The following is a 22,649-nucleotide window of genomic DNA, read 5'->3' on the forward strand; positions in this document are numbered from 1 at the left end:
TCTATCGTTTTTTAAAAACAAAAATATTGATGGGGGTGTCACTGTCGAAGAGTGAACTGTGCGCGAGTGTTCGTGCGCGGCGCACGCCGATTTCCAGCCATTCTGTGCGATGCTCAGTGGCACTGTGATTGAGTTGTTCGATGGTGTCAGCCAGCACCGCGGTGGCCACGATGTGACCGCCTGGTGTTAAGCGTTGCAGGGCTGCTTCGATTAGAGCGCCGACTTGCTTGCCGCCTCCACCGATGAATACCGCGTCGGGATCAGGCAATTGCGGTATGCTCGTGAGCGCGTCACCTTCGATGACAGTCAGGTGGTTGAGTCCTTCGGCTGTGCGATTTTGCTCGATCATGGCGACCCGTTCAGCGCTTTTCTCGACGCTATACACCTGCACGTTTGCGCAGAGGCCTGCGGCTTCGATGCCGACGGAGCCACTGCCTGCACCCAAGTCCCAGAGCACGCCAGCTTTGAGGCGCAGCTTTGAGAGTGCGATGGCGCGCACTTCGGGGTGTGTGATGAGGCCTTTGACGTGGGCATAGTGGTCGTCTGCTAAACCAAGGCTGAGGGCGGGGCTTTCGATTGCCTTGCCTACCGTATGCAAGATGAGCATTGATAGGCCGCCGCAATCGCTTTGTGTCAGTGCTTCCAGTGTCGCTGTTTCAATATGTGCCTGATCGCTGCCGAGGTTTTCGGCGATGCTGGCTTGGCGTGTGGCAGCTTCGGGATGTTGACGGATCAACTCGGCAGCGATCCATGCCGGTGTGCGTTGATGGTCGCCGTAAACGACAGCGCTGGGCTGCTGTAAGATGACTCGCCAAGGTAAGACCGTGGAGTCGCGGCCATGAATCGAATAAAAACGTGCACCTGACCAATCGATGCCGAGGTGAGCGAAGGCGGCCTGCATTGCGCTGATGCCCGGCACTATGTTGAGCGCGTCGGCAGGCACGCGCCGTGCAAGCTTGGCTGCGATGCCAAAGAACAGGGAGTCGCCCGATGCGAGCACCGCGATCTCCATCTGCTGTGACTCTTTGATCAACACGTCGAGTTCTTGATCCAATGCTTTTGTGAGTGGACGCAGTTTTGCACGCGTGTCTTGAAACCACTCAAGCAGACGCGTTCCCCCGTAGAGTAGGTCGCAGTTTTCGACGACTTGCCGCGCACGTTGGCTCAAGTCTTCGTAGCAGGTGCCACAACTGATTACGTGAATCATGCGAGGCAGGCCTCCTTGGTGGGTAGCTGTTGCTTGATGGCTGCGATCGCTTGCGAGAAGTCCTCAGGTTGTAAGTTCTCGGAGTCGCGCCAGTTGGGCCAATGCGTGTCGGCACCATGGCCGACGTAGAGTAGTCCAGTGCGTGGCGGCATTTGCTCGACGATGTCTGCGAGCGTGGCGACGGTGCCGCAGACGATGCTTTGCTGGGGGCAACCCGCGTCGTAAATGATCGCGGCGGGCGTGTCGGTGGTGATGCCATGCTGATTTAAATCCTCGAGTGATTGACGCACGATGTGGGAGGCCATGAACAGAATGACGGGCATGTCTCGTGCGGTAGGATCGAGCGATCGGGTCTCACCACCTGCGCAGCGTGGCGTCATGACTGTGAAGCCTCGGTGTGAGCCGCGGCGTGTTAGCAGGATGCCGGTCGCAGTCGTGGCCACCGATAGGCTGCTCACTGCTGCCTGCACTTTGAAGGGCAGTTCGTGGGCAGAGAGAGTGTCGGTCTCCTCGCAGAGGCGGCCAAAAATACCTGGATCGCCTGCTTTGAGGCGCACCACACGTTTGCCTTGGCGCGCATAATCGAGCAGTAGCTGATTGATCTCAGGCTGGCGAATTGCATGTGCGCCACAGCGTTTGCCCACGTGGATGACGGTCGCGTCTTCGGGCACCTCGTTGAGGATCGTATCATCAAACAGCACATCATGCAGGCAGACTTCGGCTTGGTTCAAGGCTTCGAGCGCCTCCACGGTGCACATGCCGCGGCTGGGCGCTGCACCTGCAAAAATGACGCGTTGAACGAATAGGCGGCGTAGCTCCATTGCTGCTGAAAATCCTTTTCGGAAGAAGACTCGATGGCCGTTCGCATCAAAGTAATCGAACTCCTGGTTCTCGTTGATTGTGTCTGCGTTTGATTTAGGAATCAGGGCAAGGTCAAGTTCTTCAGTGCGGATCGCTGTTGCGATATCGGAGCAGAGCGTCTCGGCGGTGCTTGTGCGTAATTCTGGAAGCGCTTGAATGAGGTCGTGGATGTTCATGATAGTTCCTTGTTGCCTGATGTATCTAAAATATGAATACACACTGCATCGCTACCAAACCACTTTGTGAGATGAGCGTGGGCATGGCGTGTAAGAATCGTGCGAGCCACTGATTGTTCGGGCTCTGTTAGCTGTAGCATCAGTTCTCGGATGCTGCGGCACTGGTCGGCGCTCGCGAACCGTTCCGCGGACATGCCGCCGTCGATCAATAGCGCGGCTGCTTTTTCGGGTGATTGCGTGTTCTCGCGCGCATGTGTGTAAGGCACGCCTAGCGCGTATTTGGCCAGCTTGCCCATCATGCATACGACGTGCACAGTCTGGATTTTGTGACGTTGGCAAATCTCCAGAGACTCGCGAATGAAGTCGCCAAAGCGAATGATCGCATGCTCTGGAATCTGTGGGATGTGTTGGCAGAGCCAGCGGTGACTGCGACCACCAGTGACGAGTGCGACTTCTGGGCAGGCTTCGCGTGCAGCGCCACGAGCCAGAATTTCAATCGTGGCGGTGTAGGCTGCGTGCGAACAAGGGATCACGATGCCGCTGGTGCCGAGAATCGAGAGTCCGCCAGTGACTCCGAGTTTTGGGTTCAGTGTGCGTTGTGCGACTTCCTCGCCCCGCTCGATAGAGATTTCAATCAGCAGGTCGTCGTAGTCCTCTGCGCCATTCGCGGCCAGGTTCGCCGCGAGCATTGTTTGCGGAGTGGGATTGATTGCCCATTTGCCCACAGGTGCATCGAGGCCTGGGCGTGTGACTTTTCCGACGCCTGAACCGCCTCGAAGGCGCACGCGGCAGCGGCCGACTTGTAGTTCGTAGTCTGCGGGGTTTGTGGGTGATTCAGACTGTCCGTGCCAAACCTCTGTGGTGATGCGCAGACCGTTGGTCACGTCGATATCTTCGCCTGCGTCTTTGATCGCCCATGCGCGAGCGTTCTGAGATGAAATCAGCTCTGAACCCTGAAGCGCTATCGCTCGCTCTTTGCCGTCCGGAAACTTTAACCTCAGTGGCTCCGTGTGTGTGTGTCCACGTAACAAACGCAACGCCGCCACTGCAGTCGCACTCAGGTAAGCACCTGTGCTAAACCCTGTGCGGAGTTTGGTAAATTCGGTTGTTGGCGGTGTGAGCATGTAGTCGTTTGTAGATCCTAATCCTCTTCTCTACTTTCCATAATCGCGTGCAATGTCGTGACCGCCAACGGGCTGCCACCGCGTCGGCCGGTTAGCACAACTTGAGGCACTTTCAAGCGCATCAACCATTGCTTCGACTCGATGACGTTGACGAATCCGACGGGCATGCCGATTACTAGGCGTGGGCGTAGTTCACCTGCTTCGATGAGTTGGCAAATGCGGGCGAGTGCCAGCGGAGCGTTGCCGATCAGGACGATTCCATCGTCTATGATTTCCTTGCCTTTCGCCACTGCGGCTAAGGCTCGGGTCGTATTGTTTTTCTTGGCCGCTTGAGCCACGTCAGCATCTGCAACAAAGCAGTGCAAGCTGTCGCGGGTGTAGTTCCTGTTGAAACTTTGTAGTTTCGGTATGGATACGCCGGACCGAATCATGTTGGAGTCGCAGTAGATGGGGCGCCCTTCTTTGAGCGCCTGCAGGCCTGTGGCTACGGGGGCATCGGCAAAGTGAAGTTCATCCATGATCGCGAACTCGGTCGTCGTATGAATCATACGTCGAGCGATGCGCCAGTGCTCTAGGGAGAGCTCGTGCGGGCCAACTTCGGCTTCGATACGGCGAAAACTTTCGGCTTCGACTTCGGCACCTGACCAATTCCAAGTGATGCTGCTAGCGAGTGTGTTCATTTAGGCGATGATGAAGATGTAGGTGGTGACGAAGCTCAGTGCGAGTGCGAGCCGTAGTCCTTGTGTGGCACCGATGATCCAGAAACCCGTGGACTCTGGAAAGATGCTCAATGCGGAGGGTAGGTTGCGGCGTAGCACTTTGATAGGGAGCGCTAGACTATAGCCTGCGACGAGTGTGAAGAAGAGTTGCACTTCGGTGATGCCGCCGTTTTCGAGTAAACTTTTAGCAGAGGAGACAGCTGCGGTGGTGCCGGACAGTTGAGCGATGATAATAGTCATGCTTTCAACTGGGAAGACTGCTTCGAATGAAGCGGGTAAATGGCCAGCCAACCATTTGAAGCCACCTTCAGCTTTGATCCAAGCCACTGCAGTATAGACGGGGATCGCTACGGCCAAGACGCGGAGCGTCATGTGCGACCAACGCTGCCATAACATTTTTAAGAAGCGCTTGTGGATCTTTTCACTCTTGGTCTCTGCGACGTCGACGGCTTCTTCGTTCCTCGGTTGCACCAGTATCCGCGAGAGCAATACAGCTGCTAGAAATACGAGCACTGCACCGCCTACGATGAATCCGACATAGGCAGCGCCGACGCCACCGAGCACGCTAATCATCATAGGTGCAAAAAATTTCAGGTGCATCAGAGTGACGGGCAATGAATTGGCCACTGCTCCTAGTATCAACTCACGGCGATTGATTTGCTGTCCACGGTAGGCGGAGGCAAGCATACTATGCGCGGTCTTCGCTGAGCTGAATGCGGTCACAAATGCTGCGGCGCATACAGCTGGGAAATTGCCGAGCGCTAGGATGGGGCGCGCAATTTTTGCCAGACCTTTTATCGCTCCTGTTATTTCCAGAAGCACACCAATCAACACACCAAGACTGATATACAGACTTAGGGTGAAGACGTAGGGGAGGACTTTGTTTAAGAATAGGTCGAGGCTCACAATTGAATCAGTTGCAGTGTGTTATTGGGTGCTCACCGGAGCATCATGATTGCGACGGCGTGAAATAAATAGAGACAGGTAAGTGTCGGGCAGCGCTGCTGCGGCTTCAGGGCAGTCGCTTACGGCTTCGCCTGCTTGGTCGAGCTTACTTGCGTAGAGAAAGGACTCTGCTTCGAGTGGGGCGTTGATCTCCTCAAAGAGTTGCGCTTTGTTTTTGGAAGCCTTGAGCACGACGACTGTATCGGCTGCTGCTGCGAGCGCGTGGCGTGTTTCGAGGCTAGCGCTTGCAGGCATGAGCACGAGGCTCTCGTCGTTTTCGAGGAGTGTTTCTCCTGTTTTTGCGGCTGCTGCCTGGAAGGAGGTGATCCCTGGGATCACGCGAACGTCGGCCTCGGGATTGAGCGTCAGCGTGGCGCGACGTAGGTAGCCGAAGGTGCTATAGATGAGTGGATCGCCCAAGGTGACGAAGGCAATTTTCTTACCTGCGCCGAGCCAGTCGATGACTTTCTCGGCTTGTTCTGACCAGTAAGTTTGGCGGCGGTCTTTGTCCAACGACATGGGCGTGGTCAAGTGCACGCGTTCACCCTCGCAACCGCCGAGGTCGTCGATGACGCGCGCGGAGATACTCTCCGAACTACGTGGACTGGCGATATCGAGTAAGATGTCGGCTTCGCGTAAGGCATCGACAGCCTCTAGTGTTAGGTAACGCTTCGCGCCTGGGCCAATGCCCAAGCCGGTTAGTTTGCCTTGTGTGGGTGTTGCGGAATTATGACTCATGTTCTGTAGCGTCCAATGCTTCAACCGCATTCGCGAGGTGCTCGATCCAGATGTCGATGATGCCATCAAATTCTCCCATACCACGTAGGAGCACATCACACTCGATGCCTGCGGCTTCGAGTTGTGATTTCCATGAGTCGGGCTCATCGCCAGCAAGATCGTTTTTGGCATGGTCGCCCGCGACAGACATGAAGGGCACTAGGGTGACGGATTTGGTTTGGTCGGCTTTAAATTGATTGAGGATTTTTTCAAATCCAGCAGGGCTTTCGACTGTCGCTAGATATGCCTGTGGGTCTAAGTCGCGAAGCACTGCTGCGGTTGCGGTATAGGTAAGGTCGGCCGGGTGGTGTTTTGAGCCGTGCCCCATAAAGAGGAGGGCGCTGCCGGTTTTGCGGATCGTGTCGGCTTCGGTGATCATTAGTTGCGAGCAGGCCAGCACGTCTGCATTGGACGCGAGGAGTGGCATGCCGATTTCGACTGAATCGAACGCACGATGTGAGCCTTGATATGCGTGAATCGCGTAAGTGATTTCTTCATATTCCTGCCCAGCAATGATGTGTAAGGATTGAACCACGACGCGCTTAATACCCGCGTCACTCATCTTCGAGAGCGCCACGCTCGGCGAGTCTAGTTCAACTCCATTGCGGAGCGATTTTGCCCGGATAAAGTCAGACGTGTAGGCCCAATAGATCGGAGAGTTTGGCCAGCGCTCACGCACCGTATCCTCAATTTTTGCATACGCTGCACGACCCGCTGGGTCACTCGTTCCGAAGCTGGCGAGAAGAATACCAAACTCTTGTGGTGGCGTTGTTTTGTGCGGAGTAGCTGCTAGGCACTGCACCAGCAGTATTAGAAGCGGTATAAGTATAGCTGATTTCATGTCGGACTGATATACGAACTGTTAATCCTTTGCGTCAACCCTTATTGGCACACTAATGCCAATAAGGGGGATAAGGAATCTTTTTGGGGCGTGTGAGATTAAATCCGCTTTACATACATAAGCCGTTGTTGAATGTGGTATTATGAAATTTACTGTGGTCAGGAATACCAGGCAACGAGAGGCGATTCTCAAGGCATTGCGCGCTGCTGGTCGGCCTTTGACAGCACAGGAGATTTGTGACCTAGGCCAAGCATACGCACCCCGTTTGGGCCTGCGCACTGTGTATCGAAACTTACGTTCCCTCAGTGAACAGAGCCAGGTTGCTGGGGTGGACTACCCTGGTCAGCCTCCACGTTATGAACTTGTGCAGCCGCATGGAGACCGCGTGCACTTCATTTGTCGAAGCTGTAACCGACTCTATGATTTGGATATGGCACAGCCAATTGTGCGCGCAACACCGCCCGAAGGCTTTAAAGTTACCGGTGAAGAGGTCGTTTTATATGGCGAATGCCCTCAGTGTCATGGCAAAGACCAGCCATAGCACAAGGCTAGTGTCTGCCCCAATCGGTTGAGCTTAACTTGGCGGGTAGTGCCTGTGTCGCTTCATCAGTTGCTGCTTGGGGTGAAACTTCGAGGCGCTTGACTGTGCGCTTTAAAACTTCTTCTTACGCTTTTCCCATGGTTTACGGTCGTCGATTGGTTGCACGGGGATCGCTTGAATGCGCACGCCTGCCAGTGCGGGGTGGCGGCGAAGCTCCTTGTAGTTGGTGCCAGTAATCGTGAAGGTCAGCGATTGCGCGGTCTCGGTTTCGACGATTTGTTCATCGACCAGAAAGCTCAGGTTCACGCGGGTGGAGCCGTATTCGACGTCAATCATATCGCGGAATTTGGCGATGAAGTCGGTAGCGTTGTTCTCGTGCGGGTGCAGGATGAAGTTGATACGTTGAATGATGCGCGGGATCGATTGCTCCAGATCGAATACTTCGTGCGCGGTGAGACTCATCTCGCCGTTACGGCGGCCAATCTGTCCGTGGATGAGTGCCAACTTGCCGTCTTCTAAGCGTGAGCCGTTTTTTTCATAAGGATCGGGGAACATGATCATCTCGTAACTATGCGTGGCTGTTGCGAGATTGAAGACCGCCATCTGGCGACTGTCTTTACGGGTGTATTTGATCTGTAAATTGCTGATGATGCCGCCGAGACGGAAGGTGGTGCGGTCGTCGAAGTTGACGAGATCCTCGGGTTTGAAGAAGGTGTCGATCACGGTATCGAGCCCTTCGTAGGCATCCATTGGGTGACCAGAAATGTAGAACCCGAGCAGCTCTTTCTCGTAGCGTAGCTTTTCCGTCATCGGCATTTCAGGCACTGTCTTGCGTGACGGGCCTTTTTTCTGCTGATCGTCTGCGTCGTCGTCTCCGCCCATCATATCGAAGAGCGAGCTTTGGCCTGCTTCGCGGTCACGCCGAGTGCTTTCGGCTTCGGCGAGTTCGGAGTCGAGGCAATCGAGCAGTGTGGCGCGGTCTTCGCCGAAGGAGTCGAAGCCGCCGGTTTTGATCAGTGCTTCAATCACGCGGCGGTTGACCGCTTTGTCAGCCGAACGAACGATGAAGTCGTTGAAGTCTTCGTAGGGGCCGTTGGCGTTGCGTTCGTTGATGATGACGATGGAGGCACCTTCGCCGACGCCCTTCATCGCGGCCATTCCGAAGCGAATGCTGCCCCAGTCTCCTTGAATGATCGGGGTGAAGTCGCTGCCCGAGTCGTTGATGTCGGGGCTGAGAACGGGCACGTTCATCGCATTACACTCCGCGAGCATGTTTGAGATCTTGTCAGAGTTGCCTTGCTCGGAGGTGAGCACGGCGGCCATGAACTCGATCGGGTAATTCGCCTTTAGGTAGGCTGTGCGATAGCTGAGCATCGCATAGGCAGCCGAGTGTGATTTATTGAAGCCGTATTGGGCGAACTTTTCCAGCAAGGCGAAGATTGCCGTGGCGGTTTTTGCATCGATCTTGTTGGTCTTGCGCGCGCCGTCGATGAACACCTGCTTCTGGGCGTCCATCACGGACTTAATCTTCTTACCCATCGCACGGCGGAGAATATCCGCGCCACCGAGCGTGTAGCCCGCGATGATTTGCGCGGATTGCATCACCTGTTCCTGATAAACCAAGACGCCGTAAGTTTCTTCTACAAGATCCTTCAGTAGTGGATGCGGGATCTGAACGGTAGACGGATCTTTCTTACCCTCAATGAACTGAGGGATGAACTGCATCGGCCCTGGACGGTAGAGGGCGATCAACGCGATGATCTCCTCAAAGGAGCTCAGGCCAATCTGTCGGCAGAGCTGCTGCATGCCGCCGGACTCTAGCTGGAAAACCGCGGTGGTGCGACCACTGTTGAGTAGGTCGAAGGTTGCTTGGTCTGTCAGCGAAACTTTCTCGATGTCGAAGTCGGGCTCATTACGAGTGTTACGCACATTGGTCTGCGCATCATCGATCACGGTGAGGGTCTTGAGACCCAAGAAGTCCATCTTCAGCAGGCCAAGGTCTTCACTGGGGCCTTTCGGATACTGAGTGGTGAGGTCGCCTTCTTGCAAGGTGACGGGGATCAGATTCGTGATGTCTTGGTCGGCGATGATGACGCCACAGGCGTGCTTGCCCGTATTACGAATCATGCCCTCGATCACGCGGCCTTGCTCAATAATGATTCGGGCGACGGGATTGTGTGTGAGTTCCTGTGCGAGCTCCGGGGATTTTTTGACTGAGTCGTCGAGCGTGATATTCAGCTCGTCGGGGATCATCTTTGCGATCTTGTTGGCCTCGGAAAACTCGAGCTCATTCACGCGGGCAAGGTCACGCACGATCATCTTTGCCCCGAAGGTGCCGAAGGTGATGATGTTGGCCACACGGTCTTTGCCGTATTTGTCGCGCACGTAGTTCACGACTTGGTCGCGACGGCGCATACAGAAGTCGACGTCGAAGTCGGGCGGCGACACACGCTCCAAGTTGAGCATACGTTCAAACAGTAGGCCGAAACTGAGTGGGTCGATGTCGGTGATCTTTAGCACGTAGGCGACGATACAGCCCGCACCCGAACCACGGCCTGGGCCGACGGGGATACTGCGTTCACGCGCCCATGCGATGAAGTCCCAAACAATGAGGAAGTAATCGACGAAGCCCGTGCCTGCGATAATCGCCAGCTCGTATTCGAGCTGATCGCAGTAGCGTTTATCGTCGTCGGAGGCGTTCTCCCAGTCGGCGCGGCAGGCATCGTAGTCGGTGCCGTAGCGTTCTTTGAGGCCTTCCTTGCAGAGTTCAAACAGGTAAAGTCCGTTGGACTTATGTTTATTGCGTTCGGCTTCTCTCAGAGTGATCGGATCATATCCATCACGGACAAGGATGGTGTTTTTCTGCACCTCATAAATATCGAGCACGCGGTCGAAATTTGTGTGGTCATTGCCAGAATTGATTTCGATCGGGCGCTCGTAGACAGGGTAGTGGTCATCGCCAAAGGGCAGCTTGACTTCGCACATTTCGGCGATGCCGGAGGTGTTGGTGATCGATTCCGGCACCTCTTTGAACACGAGCTCCATTTCCTCGCGTGACTTGAGGTAGAACTGGTGCGAATCGTAGCGCATGCGCTTCTCGTCTTTGACCTTCGCGCCAGTCTGAATGCAGAGTAGGGCGTCGTGCGGTTCCCAGTCGGTGTCTTTGACGTAGTGCACGTCATTGGTGGCGACGACTTTCAGGTCAAATTCTTCGGCAAGTTTGAGTAGGCCTGGGATGATGCGGCGCTGTTCTTCGATGCCGTGATCCATGATCTCGATAATGAAGAAATCTTTACCGAAAATATCGACAAACTTTGCGCAGGCGTCGCGTGCGTTGTCGTATTCGTCTTTGAGTAGATACTGTGGGATGACGCCTGCGAGGCAGCCTGAGAACCCGATCAGACCTTCGCTGTATTTCGCCAGTGTCTCAAGGTCGGTTCGCGGGTTGCGGTAAAAGCCCTCAGTGTGGGCCTGCGATACGATCTTACAGAGATTCTGGTAGCCTTTGAAGTTGCGCGCGAGCAGACCCATGTGGCGGGATTTCTGCTTGGCGCGTAGTTCGTTGACTGTCGCGAGTTTTTCTTCGTAAACAAGGTAAACTTCGCAGCCGAGCAGCGGCTTGATGCCGTGTTTTTCTGCCTGTTTGAAGAAGCTGGTCAGCCCGTAAAGCACACCGTGGTCGGTGATGGAGAGTGCTTTCATCCCCAGCTCTGCCGCACGTGAGCAGAGTTTGTCTGTCCGTGAGCAACCATCCAGCAAACTGTGGTCAGTGTGGACGTGTAGGTGAACGAATTCGCGGTCTTTTTCGGGCATGAACGCGTCAGATTGTGCTGCCTCGCCAATGATGCAAGGCCAAGCTATTCACAAATCAAACTTAACGTTTTTGAAGCCAAGCAGTGCTCTGGAAGCGCTCGCGCTCTTGCTGAATGCGTGGGCCGTCGAACAAGGTGCGCAGGTCTTCGGTGGTGCCGATGGGGATGGCGAGTTCGCGTGCGATGCCCTGTTGGAAAGTGGTGGCGAAAGTGTTGAAGTCGAAGTTTTCGGGGAGTGTGCCGCGGTCGATTGAGCCTTGGATGAGTAGGCCTTCGCGAGTGCGCTTCATTGCGGCACCAGCGATTTTAGTGCCGTCGGGGTGGAGCACATCGTCGGTTGTGGGGTGGACGAAGCATTGATCGGGCGCGTCCGATTTCGTTTGCGGTGTTTTCCCGCAAGCACGTGGGCAGGGCGCCAGCTGGCTTTGAATCAATTGCTCGTCGAGTGCTTGTTGGATGCAGCCATGGAGCGTGGCGTAGAGCTCGGTCGCTGGTGTGTTTGCAGCAGGGAGGTCGCTCTGAATGGCGAGCGCGTAGGTCCAGTCGTTGCGGTGGTCGACGATGCCTCCGCCGGTGAGTCGGCGGCAGAGGCGCAGGTCTGCTTCGGGGAATGTCGCCTTTACCTCGGCGATCCGTTGGGTGTAGCCGAAGGTGATTGCGGGCTCAGTCCACCCATAATGCCGGAACGCTGCGATGCCTTTGGGGAGTGTGTAGAGCAGGGAAGCGTCGACGGCCATGTTGGTGGCGGCGTCGCCAAAGGCGTTGGGCAGGATGATGAGTGGCACGGAAAAAGCGGGCTATGCGTCGGTTGAGCGCATTGGCTCGACGTGGGTGAGCTCTTCGAGTTGCTCTTCGAAGGTGGCTGGCTTTGTTTTTAGCTTACTGACGATTGGGTGCAGGTTGAAGGTCAGGTTGCTGGGGCGATCTGCAAATTCGGGATCGTCGCTCTTGCAGGCGGACTTTACGCTGTCGAGCGGTAGGTCAAAGTGTTTGAGGATACGTTGTGCCATTTCGAAGCGGCTCATGGTTTCCTCGCCCGCCCAATGGAAGATGCCGTGGAGGTCGCGGCGCTCGGTGAGCTCAAGCAGCACTTCGGCAACGTTGTTGGCTGAGCATGGTTGGCGGATTTCGTCGCAAAAGAGTTGTGGTGTCTCGCCGCGTGCGACAGCGGCGAGAAGTTTTTCGTGCACGCTTCGTTGTCTGCTGGGGCTGTTGCCCATGAGGATCGGTATGCGTAGAACAACAGGATCTTCGGGGTTGTGCTTCAGCACTTCGCGCTCGGCCATGAGTTTGGTCTGTCCGTAGAGACTGGTGGGGCATGGCATGTCGGTCGAGCGGTAGGGCTCGGCTGAGTGTCCGTCGAATACCATGTCGGTAGAGATGTGTAGGAAGCGTGAGCCGAGGTGGGTCGAGAGCTGTGAAAGGTGGCGTGGAAGTGCGACGTTGATCTTTTCGGCGAGTGTGGCGTCGGCATCGACGTCGGCGGGCGAAGAGATTGCAGCGCAGTTGACGATGGTGTCTGGCCACAGTTCGAGGGCGAGGGCGGTGATCTTTTCTAGGTCTTGTGCATCGATATGGATGCATTGCTCTAGGCCGCGGGTAGTGGGCTCTGTGCGATTGTAGAGTGCGATAACTGTGTGTCCGCGACGTATTGCGGCTTCGGCGTAGGCATTTCCGAGAAGGCCTGAGGCTCCTGTAAGTAGAATTTTCATAAGCTTGGGTTGCTGGTTTTTGTTGCAATCGGACTTTGGCAACGCAAGTTCAAAGCCGAATTATATCAATGAAATACGCTGAACTCGCGAATGCCGGAGTGCATGAACAACCGGTCTATGAGCCCGGGAAACCAATCGAGACTGTTGCCCGTGAATACGGGCTCGATCCTGCTAACATTGCTAAACTGGCTTCGAATGAGAATCCGTTTGGGGCTTCGCCGAAGGCAATTGTGGCGGCGGGAACTGCGTTGCAAAGTGCGCACTTGTATCCGGATGGGAATTGTCATGATCTTCGGCAAAAGCTGGCGGAGGCGCGTGGAGTTTCGCCAGAGTCGATTTTGATCGGCAATGGGTCGAACGAAATTATTGAGCTGCTGGGGCATGCGTTTCTGCGGCCTGGCGTGGAAGTGGTGATGGGGGCGCAGGCCTTTATTGTGTATAAGTTGGTAGCGAAATTGTTTGGTGCGACACCAGTTGAAGTGCCGATGGCGGACTTTGGGCATGATTTGGATGCGATGCTGGCGGCTGTTACGGAGCGGACACGTCTGTTATTTGTTGCGAGTCCGAATAATCCGACGGGCGTTGCGAACACGGAGGCTGATTTGTTGAAGTTGGCGCAGAATTTGCCTGAGCATGTGATTCTTTGTTTGGACGAGGCGTATGCGGAGTATTTAGAGCAGGCACCCGATTTGTCGGCTGCAATCCATGCGGGGCGTAAGGTGGTGTGCTTGCGCACATTTTCGAAGATTTACGGGCTCGGCGGTTTGCGGGTCGGCTATGCGTATGGTGATCCGGAGCTGATCGCTTTGCTGCATCGAGTGCGTCAGCCGTTTAATGTGAACTCGGTGGCGCAGGCTGCTGCGACTGCGGCCTTGGGCGATTTAGAATTTGTTGAAATGTGCCGAGCTGAGAATGAGGCCGGGCGTGCGGTGTTGTGCGACGGGCTAGCTGCGCTTGGTTTTGAGACGGTCGGTGGTGCTGCGAATTTTGTGTTGAGCCGAGTCGGAAATGGCGTGGCGGTTTTTCAGGCATTACAGCAGCGCGGGATTATTGTGCGGCCTTTGGCGCCTTATGGCATGCCTGAGTATGTGCGTATTACGATTGGGCGTAGCGATGAGAACGCACGGTTGTTAAGCACTTTGAGTGAGTTGCTTGAGCATGGTGAGGTTGCTGGAAATCAATGAGTGCGGCGTGGATTGATTTTCTCGTGTCGTTGAGCGCAGTGGCGCTAATGTTGGTGCTGCATGGGTTTCTTGTGATGTGCGAAATTAGCCTGGTTAAGTTTCGCTATGGCGATGTGGATGGGGAGGCATTGGAGATGGTCAAGCGTCGCCGTGGGATTGCTCGTTTGATCGAGAACGGCGACCGGACGGGGCGTGTGGTTCGTTTTAGTAAGACGCTTTGCACAGTGGCGGTTGGCTTGTTGTTGATGCCTGTCGTGAGTGTTTTTTTTGAGCTCTTTGGGTCGGTTCAGACGCCAGACCGTTGGTTGGTTGTGTTGCTCTCCTTTGTGTGTGCGACGTCCGTGCATTTCCTGTTCGCGGAGATTTTTCCGCGTGGTTTGGCGATGCGAGATCCAGTTCAAGCCATTCAGAGCTCATACCGAGTTCTATGGGTGTTCCAGATATTGACGCTCCCTGGTATGCTGTTTTTTCGTGGCTTAAAGCGCGTGTTGTTTCGCCGCCTTGGAGTGGACGTGGAGGATGAGTTGAACCCGTTGGATTTGGATGTGCAGATTCGGGCGATGGGTGAGGATAGTCACGAACTGTCGCCTGTGGTGCGAACAATTGTAAATCGAGCGCTGCAAATGCAGGAGCTCGTGGTTCAAGACGTGCTGCTGCCGCGCAGTCAGGTCGTTATTTACGATTTAGAAGAGGGTTTTGAGTCGAATCTTGAGGTGATGAAACAGGCGGGACATACGCGTTTCCCGCTGTGTCGTGGCAATTTAGATGACTGTGTCGGTATCCTTCATATTAAGGATATGTTTCGCTTTGGTGGTGCGTTGGAGGAGCTCGACCCGATGAAGCTCAAGCGCACTGTTGCGATGTTTGACTTGGAGACGCCGTTAGAGGAGGCCTTGGAGCGTATGCTACGTGCGAAGTTTCACATGGCACTGGCCGTGGATGAATTTGGCGGCATTGTGGGCGTTGTGACTTTCGAGAGTATTTTAGAAGAGCTCGTAGGCGATATTCAGGATGAATTCGACAGTGAAGAAGAGCAGGTTCGAGCGCTTCGAGCGCCGAATACGTATCGGATTTCCGGGCTGACTCCCATTCACGACCTAGAAGAGTCGTTGGGCTTGAAGATCGAGAATGAGGAAGTCTCGACCTTTGGTGGACTGATCACTGGAGAGCTCGGACGTATTCCTGCGCGTGGCGATACCTTAACGATTGCTGGTATGCAAATTACAGTCGATGAAGTCGATGAGCGACGGGTGATTGCTGCTCAAGTCGTTTATGCGCGGCCGTAAGTGAGCCGAGCGAGTTCCTTTGAGAACTACTTCTTTCTTATGAGTCGATCGCTTGTAGCTCCTGGGAGTTCTCACGCAGAATTGCGCTGAGTTGGAGCAGTAGGCTTTCGCGGTCCGGTGTGAAGATGAAGCGATCGCTGCCGAGCTTTTGGTAGGCTTCGAAGATGAGATCCATCTGAGGGCGACGCATCTGTAGCAGGCGAGTTAGCAAGCGATTGAGATTCTCAGTATTGCCTAGTTTCAGTTCGACTCGAATGAGTTCGGATAGAATCTTTTGGTTGGCTGGTGCCCGCTGGTAGGCTGTGGCTAAGATCTTGCGTGCCTGTTGGCTTCTATCTGTGTTCGAGAAGCGGCGTGCAACTGCGAGGTAGGTCTGCGGCGGATTATTTGTGTCGTCGATGAAGTGCTGTAGGTAAATTTCCCCTAAGTCTGGACGATTGATGCCATATGATGCGACAGCACGAAGGCTATTGAAAATCGCCCATCGTTTAGTCAGCCAGTCCGGGCGTTCCTTGAGTAGTTCTTCGGAGAAGCTTAGAGCTCCTTGGTAGTCTTTACTCACGAGGTGGGATTCGATCAAGAGGAGTGCGAAGGCATCTACTGCGAATTCATTTTCGAGTGCTTCTTCGTAGGTGCGGCGAGCGAGGTCGATATTTCCAGTGTCGGCTGCAAAGTTGGCGAGCGCTTGAAGGGCGCTTTCGTCGTCGTGGAATTGCTTCAGCATGCGCTGTGTTTCGCGTTGCTCACGTTCGGTGTCTCCAGACTTGTTATATATATATAGCAATTCTAGTCGTGGCGCTGCGCTGAGCGGATCCTTGACGTTTCTCAGGATTGCATAGCGACGAGCTTTGTCGATGTCGCCCATCTCGCGGTGATAGCGACTGAGCTGCATGAGGAGTGGCTCAGAATTAGGGAATCTGGCTAGCGAATGCTCCATCTTGGTGATTGCGGAGATTTGATTGCCGCGATCCCAGCTGATCTGAGAGGAGAGCAGCAGTCCTTCAAGTGATTCGATTAAGTTGTATGAGATGATATAGTCATCCGCTTGATCGTAATTGCCGCGCAAGTAGTTGGCGTTCGCTGCCCCAAAGGCAAGTGTGCGATTGATGTCGTCGAATTCGGGCTCGTCAGGTAGATACTCGTCGGCAAGCTCTTGGATTTGCTCGTCCATCTGGTGGCGAAGTAGGACGCGTAGAGTTTGTTTGATATAGTCGAGGTCCTCAATGCCGCCTTTATCAATCCCCTTGAGCATTAAGTCTGCGGCAATGTCAGGGCGCTTGATTGCGAGCTCGTAAAACTCAGATAGCACTCTTCGGCCTTCCAGGTTGGATGGGGATCGTGAGACGCCGAGTCGTAACAGGCGAAGGGCGTCCCGATAGTTGCCTTCTTTTATTTCTTCGAGCCCCTTTTTGATGTGATAATCACCCATCTCCTTGCGGTGTTCTTCCATTCGGAAGGGCAGTGTCATCATGCCGCTAAAGGTTACCTCATCAAAACTCTTCTTATATTTGAAGTATCCGTAAAGGGCTCCTGCGACTGCAATCCAGCCCGCAATCAATAAAATGACTAGGGTCGATAGGATACGGCCCCATCTGACTGCGATGTGTATACGGCCATCGGAGCCTTTGCGCTGCACGACAAATCCGAGCAAAATTGGCTTTTCGCGCAAGGTGGGATTGTTAGTTCGTCTTTCGTTTTTTGTGGGCATCTTGAATGGTTGGGGTATTTCTGTCCTTGTATAAGGACTAGGATTGATGGAATTTGTCTGCGCAGCCAAGCTCAAATAAGTGACTCTTTCGGGTTGCAGTCTGGGAAATAGTGTCCTAATTTTTTCAAGAATAGTATTCTACTTTATTATATTTAACACCTAGGGTCTTTCTGATCTTAACCCCCCACTTGTAATTCACATGAAAATTAAAGAGTCTCTCTTCCTCGTCACGCTCGCGCCACTTGCGGGCTTGTTTACCGCTGCTGAAGCTTCTCCTCTCGTTTCGATTGGTGACAATGTGGATGTTTTTTTTAACGGATCTTCTTCTTTGAAGTGGGAGTCTAATGTTTTTAACGATGAGGATGACGAGAAGAGTGACCTGAAGTGGACGGTCTCGCCTGGTTTTGAAGTGAATGTCGGCCGCGGGGTTTCCAACTTAGATCTAAGTATCATTACTCGTTATGATATTATCCGCTATGACGATTTGTCTCGTCTGGATTCAGAGCTTTTTCATATCAAAGCGATCAGCTCTTATCAGTCGAGTCGTTGGGATGTAAATGGTCTCGTGAGTTTTGATGAGAGCCAATCAACTAATAATGGTAACGATAATCGTAAGGGCAAGATTACCGAGTCTGACAACACTGCGGCGCGATTAAATGGTGAATATCGTTTGTCACCGAAGTTTAGTGTTGGTTCCGGGGTGAACTACTCGGATCGTGAATATACCGGCAATGACGATAGTTTGGCGGATCGCGAGTCATTTACGATTCCACTCGACGTATACTACGAGCTCACTCCAAAGGTCGACTTGAGTGTCGGTTATCAGTATACCACGACTGATGTCGGCAGCACGACCAATGGTAATACTTATATCGGAAGCTACGATTCTGATAGCCACTTCTTTAATGTCGGTGCGCGTGGCAACCTTTTGCCGAAGTTGACTGGTTTCTTTAAGGTCGGTTATACTACATATGATCCTGATGATTCAACGATTCGGGTCGGTGGAGTTCCATCAGGAAGCACAGATCGCGATTCGTCTGGCACTATGGGCTTTGATGCTGACTTTACCTACCTTGCGACACCTAAAGTGACGACGAAGCTTCACCTACATCGTGGGTTTGGTATCGGCGGCGAAGGTCAAAGCACTGAAAATACGACTGCAAACCTGAGTGCGAGCTATTCAATTAATACAAATTACTCAGCGAGTGCTAATTTCGGGTATACTTTCCGCGATTATACAGACCAAAATCGTGAAGATAATTACTATAATACCGGCGTTCGCTTGTCATATGTGCCAAATCAATACTGGCGCTTTAGCACTGGCTATCGTTACTCCGAAAATGATTCGGATCGTAAGGGGCAGAGCTATGAATCGCACACCATTGATCTGACTGCGTCGCTTCGCTACTAATCATTCAACCTTTCCCGTTTTTACGGTCGAAATGCCTCTCTATAGAGGCATTTTTTAATTTATGAAACGTCTAATTACCCTTTTTATCTCATCCCTTATCTTAGGCGCTCTTGCTCTTCTTGGGCAAGATGCTGCACCCAGTTCCGCTTCTTCATCTGATTCTTCGGGGGCAAGTAGTCGTGGTAGTTTTGGTGGTGGTAGCGCGATCGGTATGGTCGTTGGCAATAATTATGTGCTGAAGCCGTCTGATGTGATTCAGATTGAAGTGTATCAGGAGCCAGACCTCGATAAATCGGTTCGAATTGAGGGAGACGGCACTGTTGCTTTAGCGCTAGTTGGTAAGGTGAAAGTTGCGGGTATGACGATCGCGGAGAGTAAATCGCTGATCACTGATTTGTATAATCGTGATTATTTGGTCGATCCGCAGATTTCTGTGCTGGTTGTGTCTTTTTCGCCTAAGGTGATTCATATTCTTGGTTCGGTGAACCGTCCTGGCGTTGTAGAAATACCACCTGATCGTGATTTGACGTTGACTGAGGCGATGGCGATGGTGAATGGGGTCACTCGTTTGGGGAATCCTAAGGCCATTAAGATCAAGCGAGTGGATAAAGATGGGCATTCTAGGCAGATGGAGGTCAACTTTAGTAAAATCGTCACAGACCCTGATGTTCGGGATATTGTCCTCAAAGAGGGCGATACGATTTGGGTGCCTGAAAGAATTATCTAGTTTATAACTAATTTCTATGAAAAATGATTATGTAAGAGGCGCCCCTGACCTGAATTCTGGTGGTTATGGCGGCGGCGGTTATGGCGGCGGTAGCTATGGTTATGGCTATGGTAGCGGCTACGGTGATGGTGATTCTTATGGTGGTGGGGGCTATGGCAGTGGCGCACCGCAGCGTTCTTTTAAGGATTATTTCCTGATGTTTCGTGAGCGTATCTGGTATCTGATTGTCGCGTTTTTCATCATTTTCTCTGGTTCGATTCTTTATACGTTTAATAAGACTAAGGTGTATACTGCGGTCGCTATGGTTCAGTTGTTGCGAGACGATCCGACTGCAATGGCATCGATGGAGATAGAGCAGAATCAGATTCGAGGCGCTGAGGATTTGAATACTCAGATAAGCGTGCTGAATAGCGGTAAAATTATTCAAGGTGTAGAGCGTCGATTGCAAGATGATGAGCGCGAGCGCTTTATGGCTCCTTATGCAGATGCTCTCAGCTTATCTGGTCCGCTGTCTCCTGTTGAGATTTTAGGTAAATATCGTAAGGTGATGCCGCAGCGTATGAGTCTGATGATTGGCGTGGCCTACACGCATCCAGATCCTGTGATTGCGGCGCGTGTTGCGAATCTCTTTGCGGACGAGTTTATTAATTACAATCTGACGCTGAATATCGATGGTTCGATGAAAGCTGTTGAGGATTTGCGTATTCGTGCGGATCAGCAGAAGGAGCGGGTTGAAGAGCTCGAACTGAAGCTGGCTGAATATCGAGAAGACAATAATGCAGTGTCTCTGGACACTTCTGAGAATATTGCTGGTGCTCAACTTGCGAGTTTGAACGAAATGAAGCTGAGTAATAAGAATGTGTATGATAACTTGGAGACGCGGTGGAATCTGATCGAGAGTTATCGCCGAGAAGGGAAGGATTTGTGGGAGTTGTCCTTCATTGCTGAGCAGCCACGTGTTTCGAATCTTCTAGAGCGGATCTCTGGAACTAAGATTCAAATTTCTTCATTGTCGAAGCGTTACCGTGAGAAGCATCCAGTGATGATTCAGCAGCTACAGACACTGCAAGAGTCTGAGGCAGAGTTGGTGTTCGCGGTTCAGAATTCTGTGAATAAGATTGGTGCCGCATACGCCGAGTCAAAGAGCAATTTTGAGCTCGCGAGCCAGCGTCTTGCTGAAAAGGAAGCTGAGTTGATCGAGTTGAGTAAGACTCGTGTCGAGTATAGCTCGTTGTTGCGTGAGTTGGATGTGCAGCAAGGGTTCTTGCAGGCATTGGTGGCTCGCATGACGCAAGAAAAAGCTCAGGTGAATTTGAAGAATCCAAATTCTCGTGTGATCGATGAGGCGCTGCCTCCACTGCGTCACTCTTCGCCTAATATTGTGATGAATTTGGCCGCTGGTCTGTTTGGCGGCGTGGCGGCCGGGGTTGGCTTAATCTTCCTAGTCGCGTTCTTGGATGACCGTGTCAAAAGTGCATTTGATATTGAGGGCACTATTGGCCTGCCGATGTTGGGTGTGGTTCCGCGTATTAAGAAGTTGGATTCGAACTCAAAGGCTCAGGCCGTTGCTTCGAATGTTGACCGCCATGTGACAGAGACTTTCCGCTCAATTCACTCTGCCCTTAAGTTGAATGATGACAGCAAAAATGCGAAGGTCATCGTGACGACCAGCACGGTTCCTGGTGAAGGTAAGTCATTTATTAGCTCCAACTTGGCGCTGACATTCGCGAATCATGGTGAGAAAACCTTGCTGCTGGATGGTGACTTGCGCCTTCCGAATGTTGCTCGTTCATTACAGCTCGAGAATGAGTTTGGGGTGTTAGATCACATTGAAAAGGATGTGTCGCTGGATGAGGTGATTATCAAGGAGGTGTATCCTAATCTCGATGTGTTGCCTACTGGTGGTAAGTCGAAGAACCCCACTCAGGTGCTGAATAGTTCCAAGTTTGAGGCTATGTTGGCTGATTTGCGTGATCGTTATGATCGAATTGTGATCGACTCTCCGCCGCTTGCGGCTGTGAGTGATGCGCTTAACCTGCTGCCTTTGGCTGATGGTGTTATCTATGTGATCAAGTTCAATACCGTGAAGCGTAAGACTGCCGTGGTGAATGTTCGCCGCATGTGGGAGTCGAATACGCCTGTATTTGGTGCGATTCTAAATAACATTACTAGTTCGCTGTCGAATTACTACTACTCCAGCTATTCCGATAAGGCGTATCAGGACTATTATATCCATCAGGATGAGGAATTTGAAGAGGAGCTGGCAGGCTCGGTTGAGCCAGAGATGAGGCCGAAGGCTTAAGCGGCTTGAATCAGTTTAATTTGCAACAAGACCCGCCAAGTTTGGCGGGTCTTTTTTGTTGAGAATATTCAGGATTCTAGGCTCCAAATTTTGCGGCAGCTCTGCACAGGCGATCGTTAATGGCTTGCCCGAGCCCGATGTGATCGGCTTGTTCGATCCACATTTGCTCAAAATTCTGCTGATCGAGTCGTTGGATTAATTCGAATAGATTGTGGGCAATGTCGTTGAGGTCACCACTCTCGGAGAGCCAGAAGATATTCGGCTGACCTGTGTGCCACTCTGGCTTCTTGTTGGCGATGAGTGCAATTGAGCGGGAAGGGGCCGTGTTGCATGTGATCGCTTGGCCGTGTGGCAGTAGGGTCACTCTGGTGTTGGGGCTGTAGTGTTTGGTTAGAAGTCCTGGTGCGCTTTGAGCGCTGCCATCATCGCTTGTGGCTGTTTTTGTGGCGACTTGCACGTTGAGTGTCTCGTTGATTTGTGCCTCGGTGATTGGGCCGTGCCGGAGGATGATCGGTGCTTTGGGGGTGCGCAGGTCTATGATCGTTGATTCGAGGCCATAGGCGCATGAACCGCCATCGAGCACTGCTTGGATGCGGCTGCCTAGGGTATGTGCAACATGGTTTGCTAGTGTGGGGCTGACGTATCCGAATGGGTTAGCGCTCGGTGCCGCTAGTGGAAAGTCCAGTCGCTCTAGGATGCTGCGAAATGTGGGGTGCTGTGGCACGCGGATTGCGACACTGGGTAAGCCTGCGGTTACGATGTCGGGAATACTGCCTTTTTTCGGCACTACCATTGTTAGTGGTCCAGGCCAGAAGGCGGCTGCGAGTTCGCGAACGCTGTCGCTTGATTCGATGTGGATCTCTGCGTCCTCTAGGTTGCTGAAGTGCACTATGAGTGGATCGATGAGTGGGCGGCCTTTGACGTCAAAAATTTTTCGAACGCTGGCCTCGTTGAGTGCATTGCCTGCGAGGCCATAGACTGTTTCGGTGGGCATACCAACGACTTCGCCTGACCGTAGCAGTTCTGCGCAGAGGTCTAGGTTCGCTGTGTTCGTTTCGAGGACTTTGCTACTGTGATCCATTATTTTCGAGAGATGCGGATATAAAAAATCCTTCCCTGATTAGAGGAAGGATTGGAAATTCCTATATTCGTGACGCAGCTTACTGCATTGTCAGCATGTTACGACCCTGCTTGATGAGTTTCGTGACGCGACGCTGATGTTTTGCGGAAAGGCCTGTGTCTTTACGTGGAAGGATCTTGCCCGTTTCGGTGACGAAGCGGGAGAGTTGCTCTACATCGTTGAACGTGTAGTCCAT

At 52.9% G+C, this 22,649-nt stretch carries 18 protein-coding genes and 1 pseudogene; 6 read left to right on the forward strand and 13 right to left on the reverse strand.

The window, feature by feature from the left end; translation table 11 throughout:
* Window position 1 precedes the first annotated feature (1 nt).
* From cbiE to GZZ87_RS07040, 7 genes are read right to left on the reverse strand one after another with little or no spacing between them, the layout of a single operon-like run.
* Window positions 2-1,207, reverse strand: a complete 1,206-nt coding sequence (cbiE, locus tag GZZ87_RS07010) for a precorrin-6y C5,15-methyltransferase (decarboxylating) subunit CbiE (protein WP_162028024.1) — start codon at window positions 1,205-1,207, stop codon at window positions 2-4.
* Complete coding sequence (locus tag GZZ87_RS07015) at window positions 1,204-2,244, reverse strand: SAM-dependent methyltransferase (protein WP_162028023.1); 1,041 nt, start codon at window positions 2,242-2,244, stop codon at window positions 1,204-1,206. Before GZZ87_RS07015 ends, cbiE begins: the two co-directional genes overlap by 4 nt.
* Entirely contained in the window at window positions 2,241-3,368 is a 1,128-nt protein-coding gene (cbiD, locus tag GZZ87_RS07020; protein ID WP_162028022.1) for a cobalt-precorrin-5B (C(1))-methyltransferase CbiD, read from the reverse strand. The genes GZZ87_RS07015 and cbiD overlap by 4 nt, the downstream gene beginning before the upstream one ends.
* Window positions 3,369-3,385: 17 nt before the next feature.
* The gene (locus GZZ87_RS07025) at window positions 3,386-4,048 is read right to left on the reverse strand and encodes a precorrin-8X methylmutase (protein WP_162028021.1); all 663 of its coding nucleotides are present in this window, start codon (window positions 4,046-4,048) and stop codon (window positions 3,386-3,388) included.
* On the reverse strand, window positions 4,049-4,993 hold the full coding sequence (locus tag GZZ87_RS07030; protein WP_162028020.1) for a hypothetical protein: 945 nt from the start codon (window positions 4,991-4,993) through the stop codon (window positions 4,049-4,051).
* Between the two features lie 21 nt (window positions 4,994-5,014).
* Window positions 5,015-5,770 (reverse strand): precorrin-2 C(20)-methyltransferase, encoded by a 756-nt coding sequence (gene cobI / locus GZZ87_RS07035; protein ID WP_162028019.1) that lies wholly within the window; start codon window positions 5,768-5,770, stop codon window positions 5,015-5,017.
* Window positions 5,760-6,650 (reverse strand): sirohydrochlorin cobaltochelatase, encoded by an 891-nt coding sequence (locus GZZ87_RS07040; RefSeq protein WP_162028018.1) that lies wholly within the window; start codon window positions 6,648-6,650, stop codon window positions 5,760-5,762. Before GZZ87_RS07040 ends, cobI begins: the two co-directional genes overlap by 11 nt.
* A 142-nt stretch (window positions 6,651-6,792) precedes the next feature.
* Between GZZ87_RS07040 and GZZ87_RS07045 the strand changes: the two genes are divergently transcribed.
* Entirely contained in the window at window positions 6,793-7,191 is a 399-nt protein-coding gene (locus GZZ87_RS07045; RefSeq protein ID WP_244648107.1) for a Fur family transcriptional regulator, read from the forward strand.
* Window positions 7,192-7,302: 111 nt separating this feature from the next.
* On the opposite strand, the gene dnaE is transcribed toward GZZ87_RS07045, so the two are convergent.
* The 3 genes from dnaE to GZZ87_RS07060 form a co-directional block, all read right to left on the reverse strand.
* Window positions 7,303-11,004, reverse strand: coding sequence for a DNA polymerase III subunit alpha (dnaE, locus tag GZZ87_RS07050; protein WP_162028017.1), 3,702 nt, complete (start codon window positions 11,002-11,004; stop codon window positions 7,303-7,305).
* A gap of 61 nt (window positions 11,005-11,065) precedes the next feature.
* Window positions 11,066-11,788 (reverse strand): lipoate--protein ligase family protein, encoded by a 723-nt coding sequence (locus GZZ87_RS07055; RefSeq protein ID WP_162028016.1) that lies wholly within the window; start codon window positions 11,786-11,788, stop codon window positions 11,066-11,068.
* 12 nt (window positions 11,789-11,800) lie between these two features.
* Window positions 11,801-12,715, reverse strand: a complete 915-nt coding sequence (locus GZZ87_RS07060; protein WP_162028015.1) for an SDR family oxidoreductase — start codon at window positions 12,713-12,715, stop codon at window positions 11,801-11,803.
* Between the two features lie 68 nt (window positions 12,716-12,783).
* Here GZZ87_RS07060 and hisC point away from each other — a divergent pair, with 68 nt between their 5' ends.
* Window positions 12,784-13,899, forward strand: a complete 1,116-nt coding sequence (gene hisC, locus GZZ87_RS07065; protein ID WP_162028014.1) for a histidinol-phosphate transaminase — start codon at window positions 12,784-12,786, stop codon at window positions 13,897-13,899.
* Entirely contained in the window at window positions 13,896-15,185 is a 1,290-nt protein-coding gene (locus GZZ87_RS07070; RefSeq protein WP_162028013.1) for a hemolysin family protein, read from the forward strand. Before hisC ends, GZZ87_RS07070 begins: the two co-directional genes overlap by 4 nt.
* A 37-nt stretch (window positions 15,186-15,222) precedes the next feature.
* Here the strand turns inward: GZZ87_RS07070 and GZZ87_RS07075 are convergent, their stop codons facing one another.
* Window positions 15,223-16,893: a tetratricopeptide repeat protein gene (locus GZZ87_RS07075; protein WP_162028012.1), complete on the reverse strand. Its 1,671-nt coding sequence runs from the start codon at window positions 16,891-16,893 to the stop codon at window positions 15,223-15,225.
* A 199-nt stretch (window positions 16,894-17,092) separates the two neighbouring features.
* Here GZZ87_RS07075 and GZZ87_RS07080 point away from each other — a divergent pair, with 199 nt between their 5' ends.
* From GZZ87_RS07080 to GZZ87_RS07090, 3 genes are all read left to right on the forward strand, one after another.
* Window positions 17,093-18,304 carry an outer membrane beta-barrel protein gene (locus GZZ87_RS07080; RefSeq protein ID WP_162028011.1) on the forward strand — a complete coding sequence of 404 codons (1,212 nt, stop codon included), beginning with the start codon at window positions 17,093-17,095 and terminating at the stop codon, window positions 18,302-18,304.
* Window positions 18,305-18,365: 61 nt separating this feature from the next.
* Window positions 18,366-19,031, forward strand: coding sequence for a polysaccharide biosynthesis/export family protein (locus GZZ87_RS07085; RefSeq protein ID WP_162028010.1), 666 nt, complete (start codon window positions 18,366-18,368; stop codon window positions 19,029-19,031).
* A 16-nt stretch (window positions 19,032-19,047) separates the two neighbouring features.
* Complete coding sequence (locus tag GZZ87_RS07090; protein ID WP_162028009.1) at window positions 19,048-21,333, forward strand: polysaccharide biosynthesis tyrosine autokinase; 2,286 nt, start codon at window positions 19,048-19,050, stop codon at window positions 21,331-21,333.
* A gap of 76 nt (window positions 21,334-21,409) precedes the next feature.
* Here GZZ87_RS07090 and GZZ87_RS07095 read toward each other — a convergent pair whose 3' ends face one another.
* Window positions 21,410-22,414 carry an L-threonylcarbamoyladenylate synthase gene (locus GZZ87_RS07095; protein WP_162028008.1) on the reverse strand — a complete coding sequence of 335 codons (1,005 nt, stop codon included), beginning with the start codon at window positions 22,412-22,414 and terminating at the stop codon, window positions 21,410-21,412.
* Between the two features lie 79 nt (window positions 22,415-22,493).
* Window positions 22,494-22,649 (reverse strand): annotated as a pseudogene (rpsR, locus tag GZZ87_RS07100) (30S ribosomal protein S18); the annotation flags it as partial.

Origin of the sequence: Lentimonas sp. CC4 (assembly GCF_902728235.1) — a bacterium.
Taxonomy (GTDB): Bacteria; Verrucomicrobiota; Verrucomicrobiia; order Opitutales; family Coraliomargaritaceae; genus Lentimonas.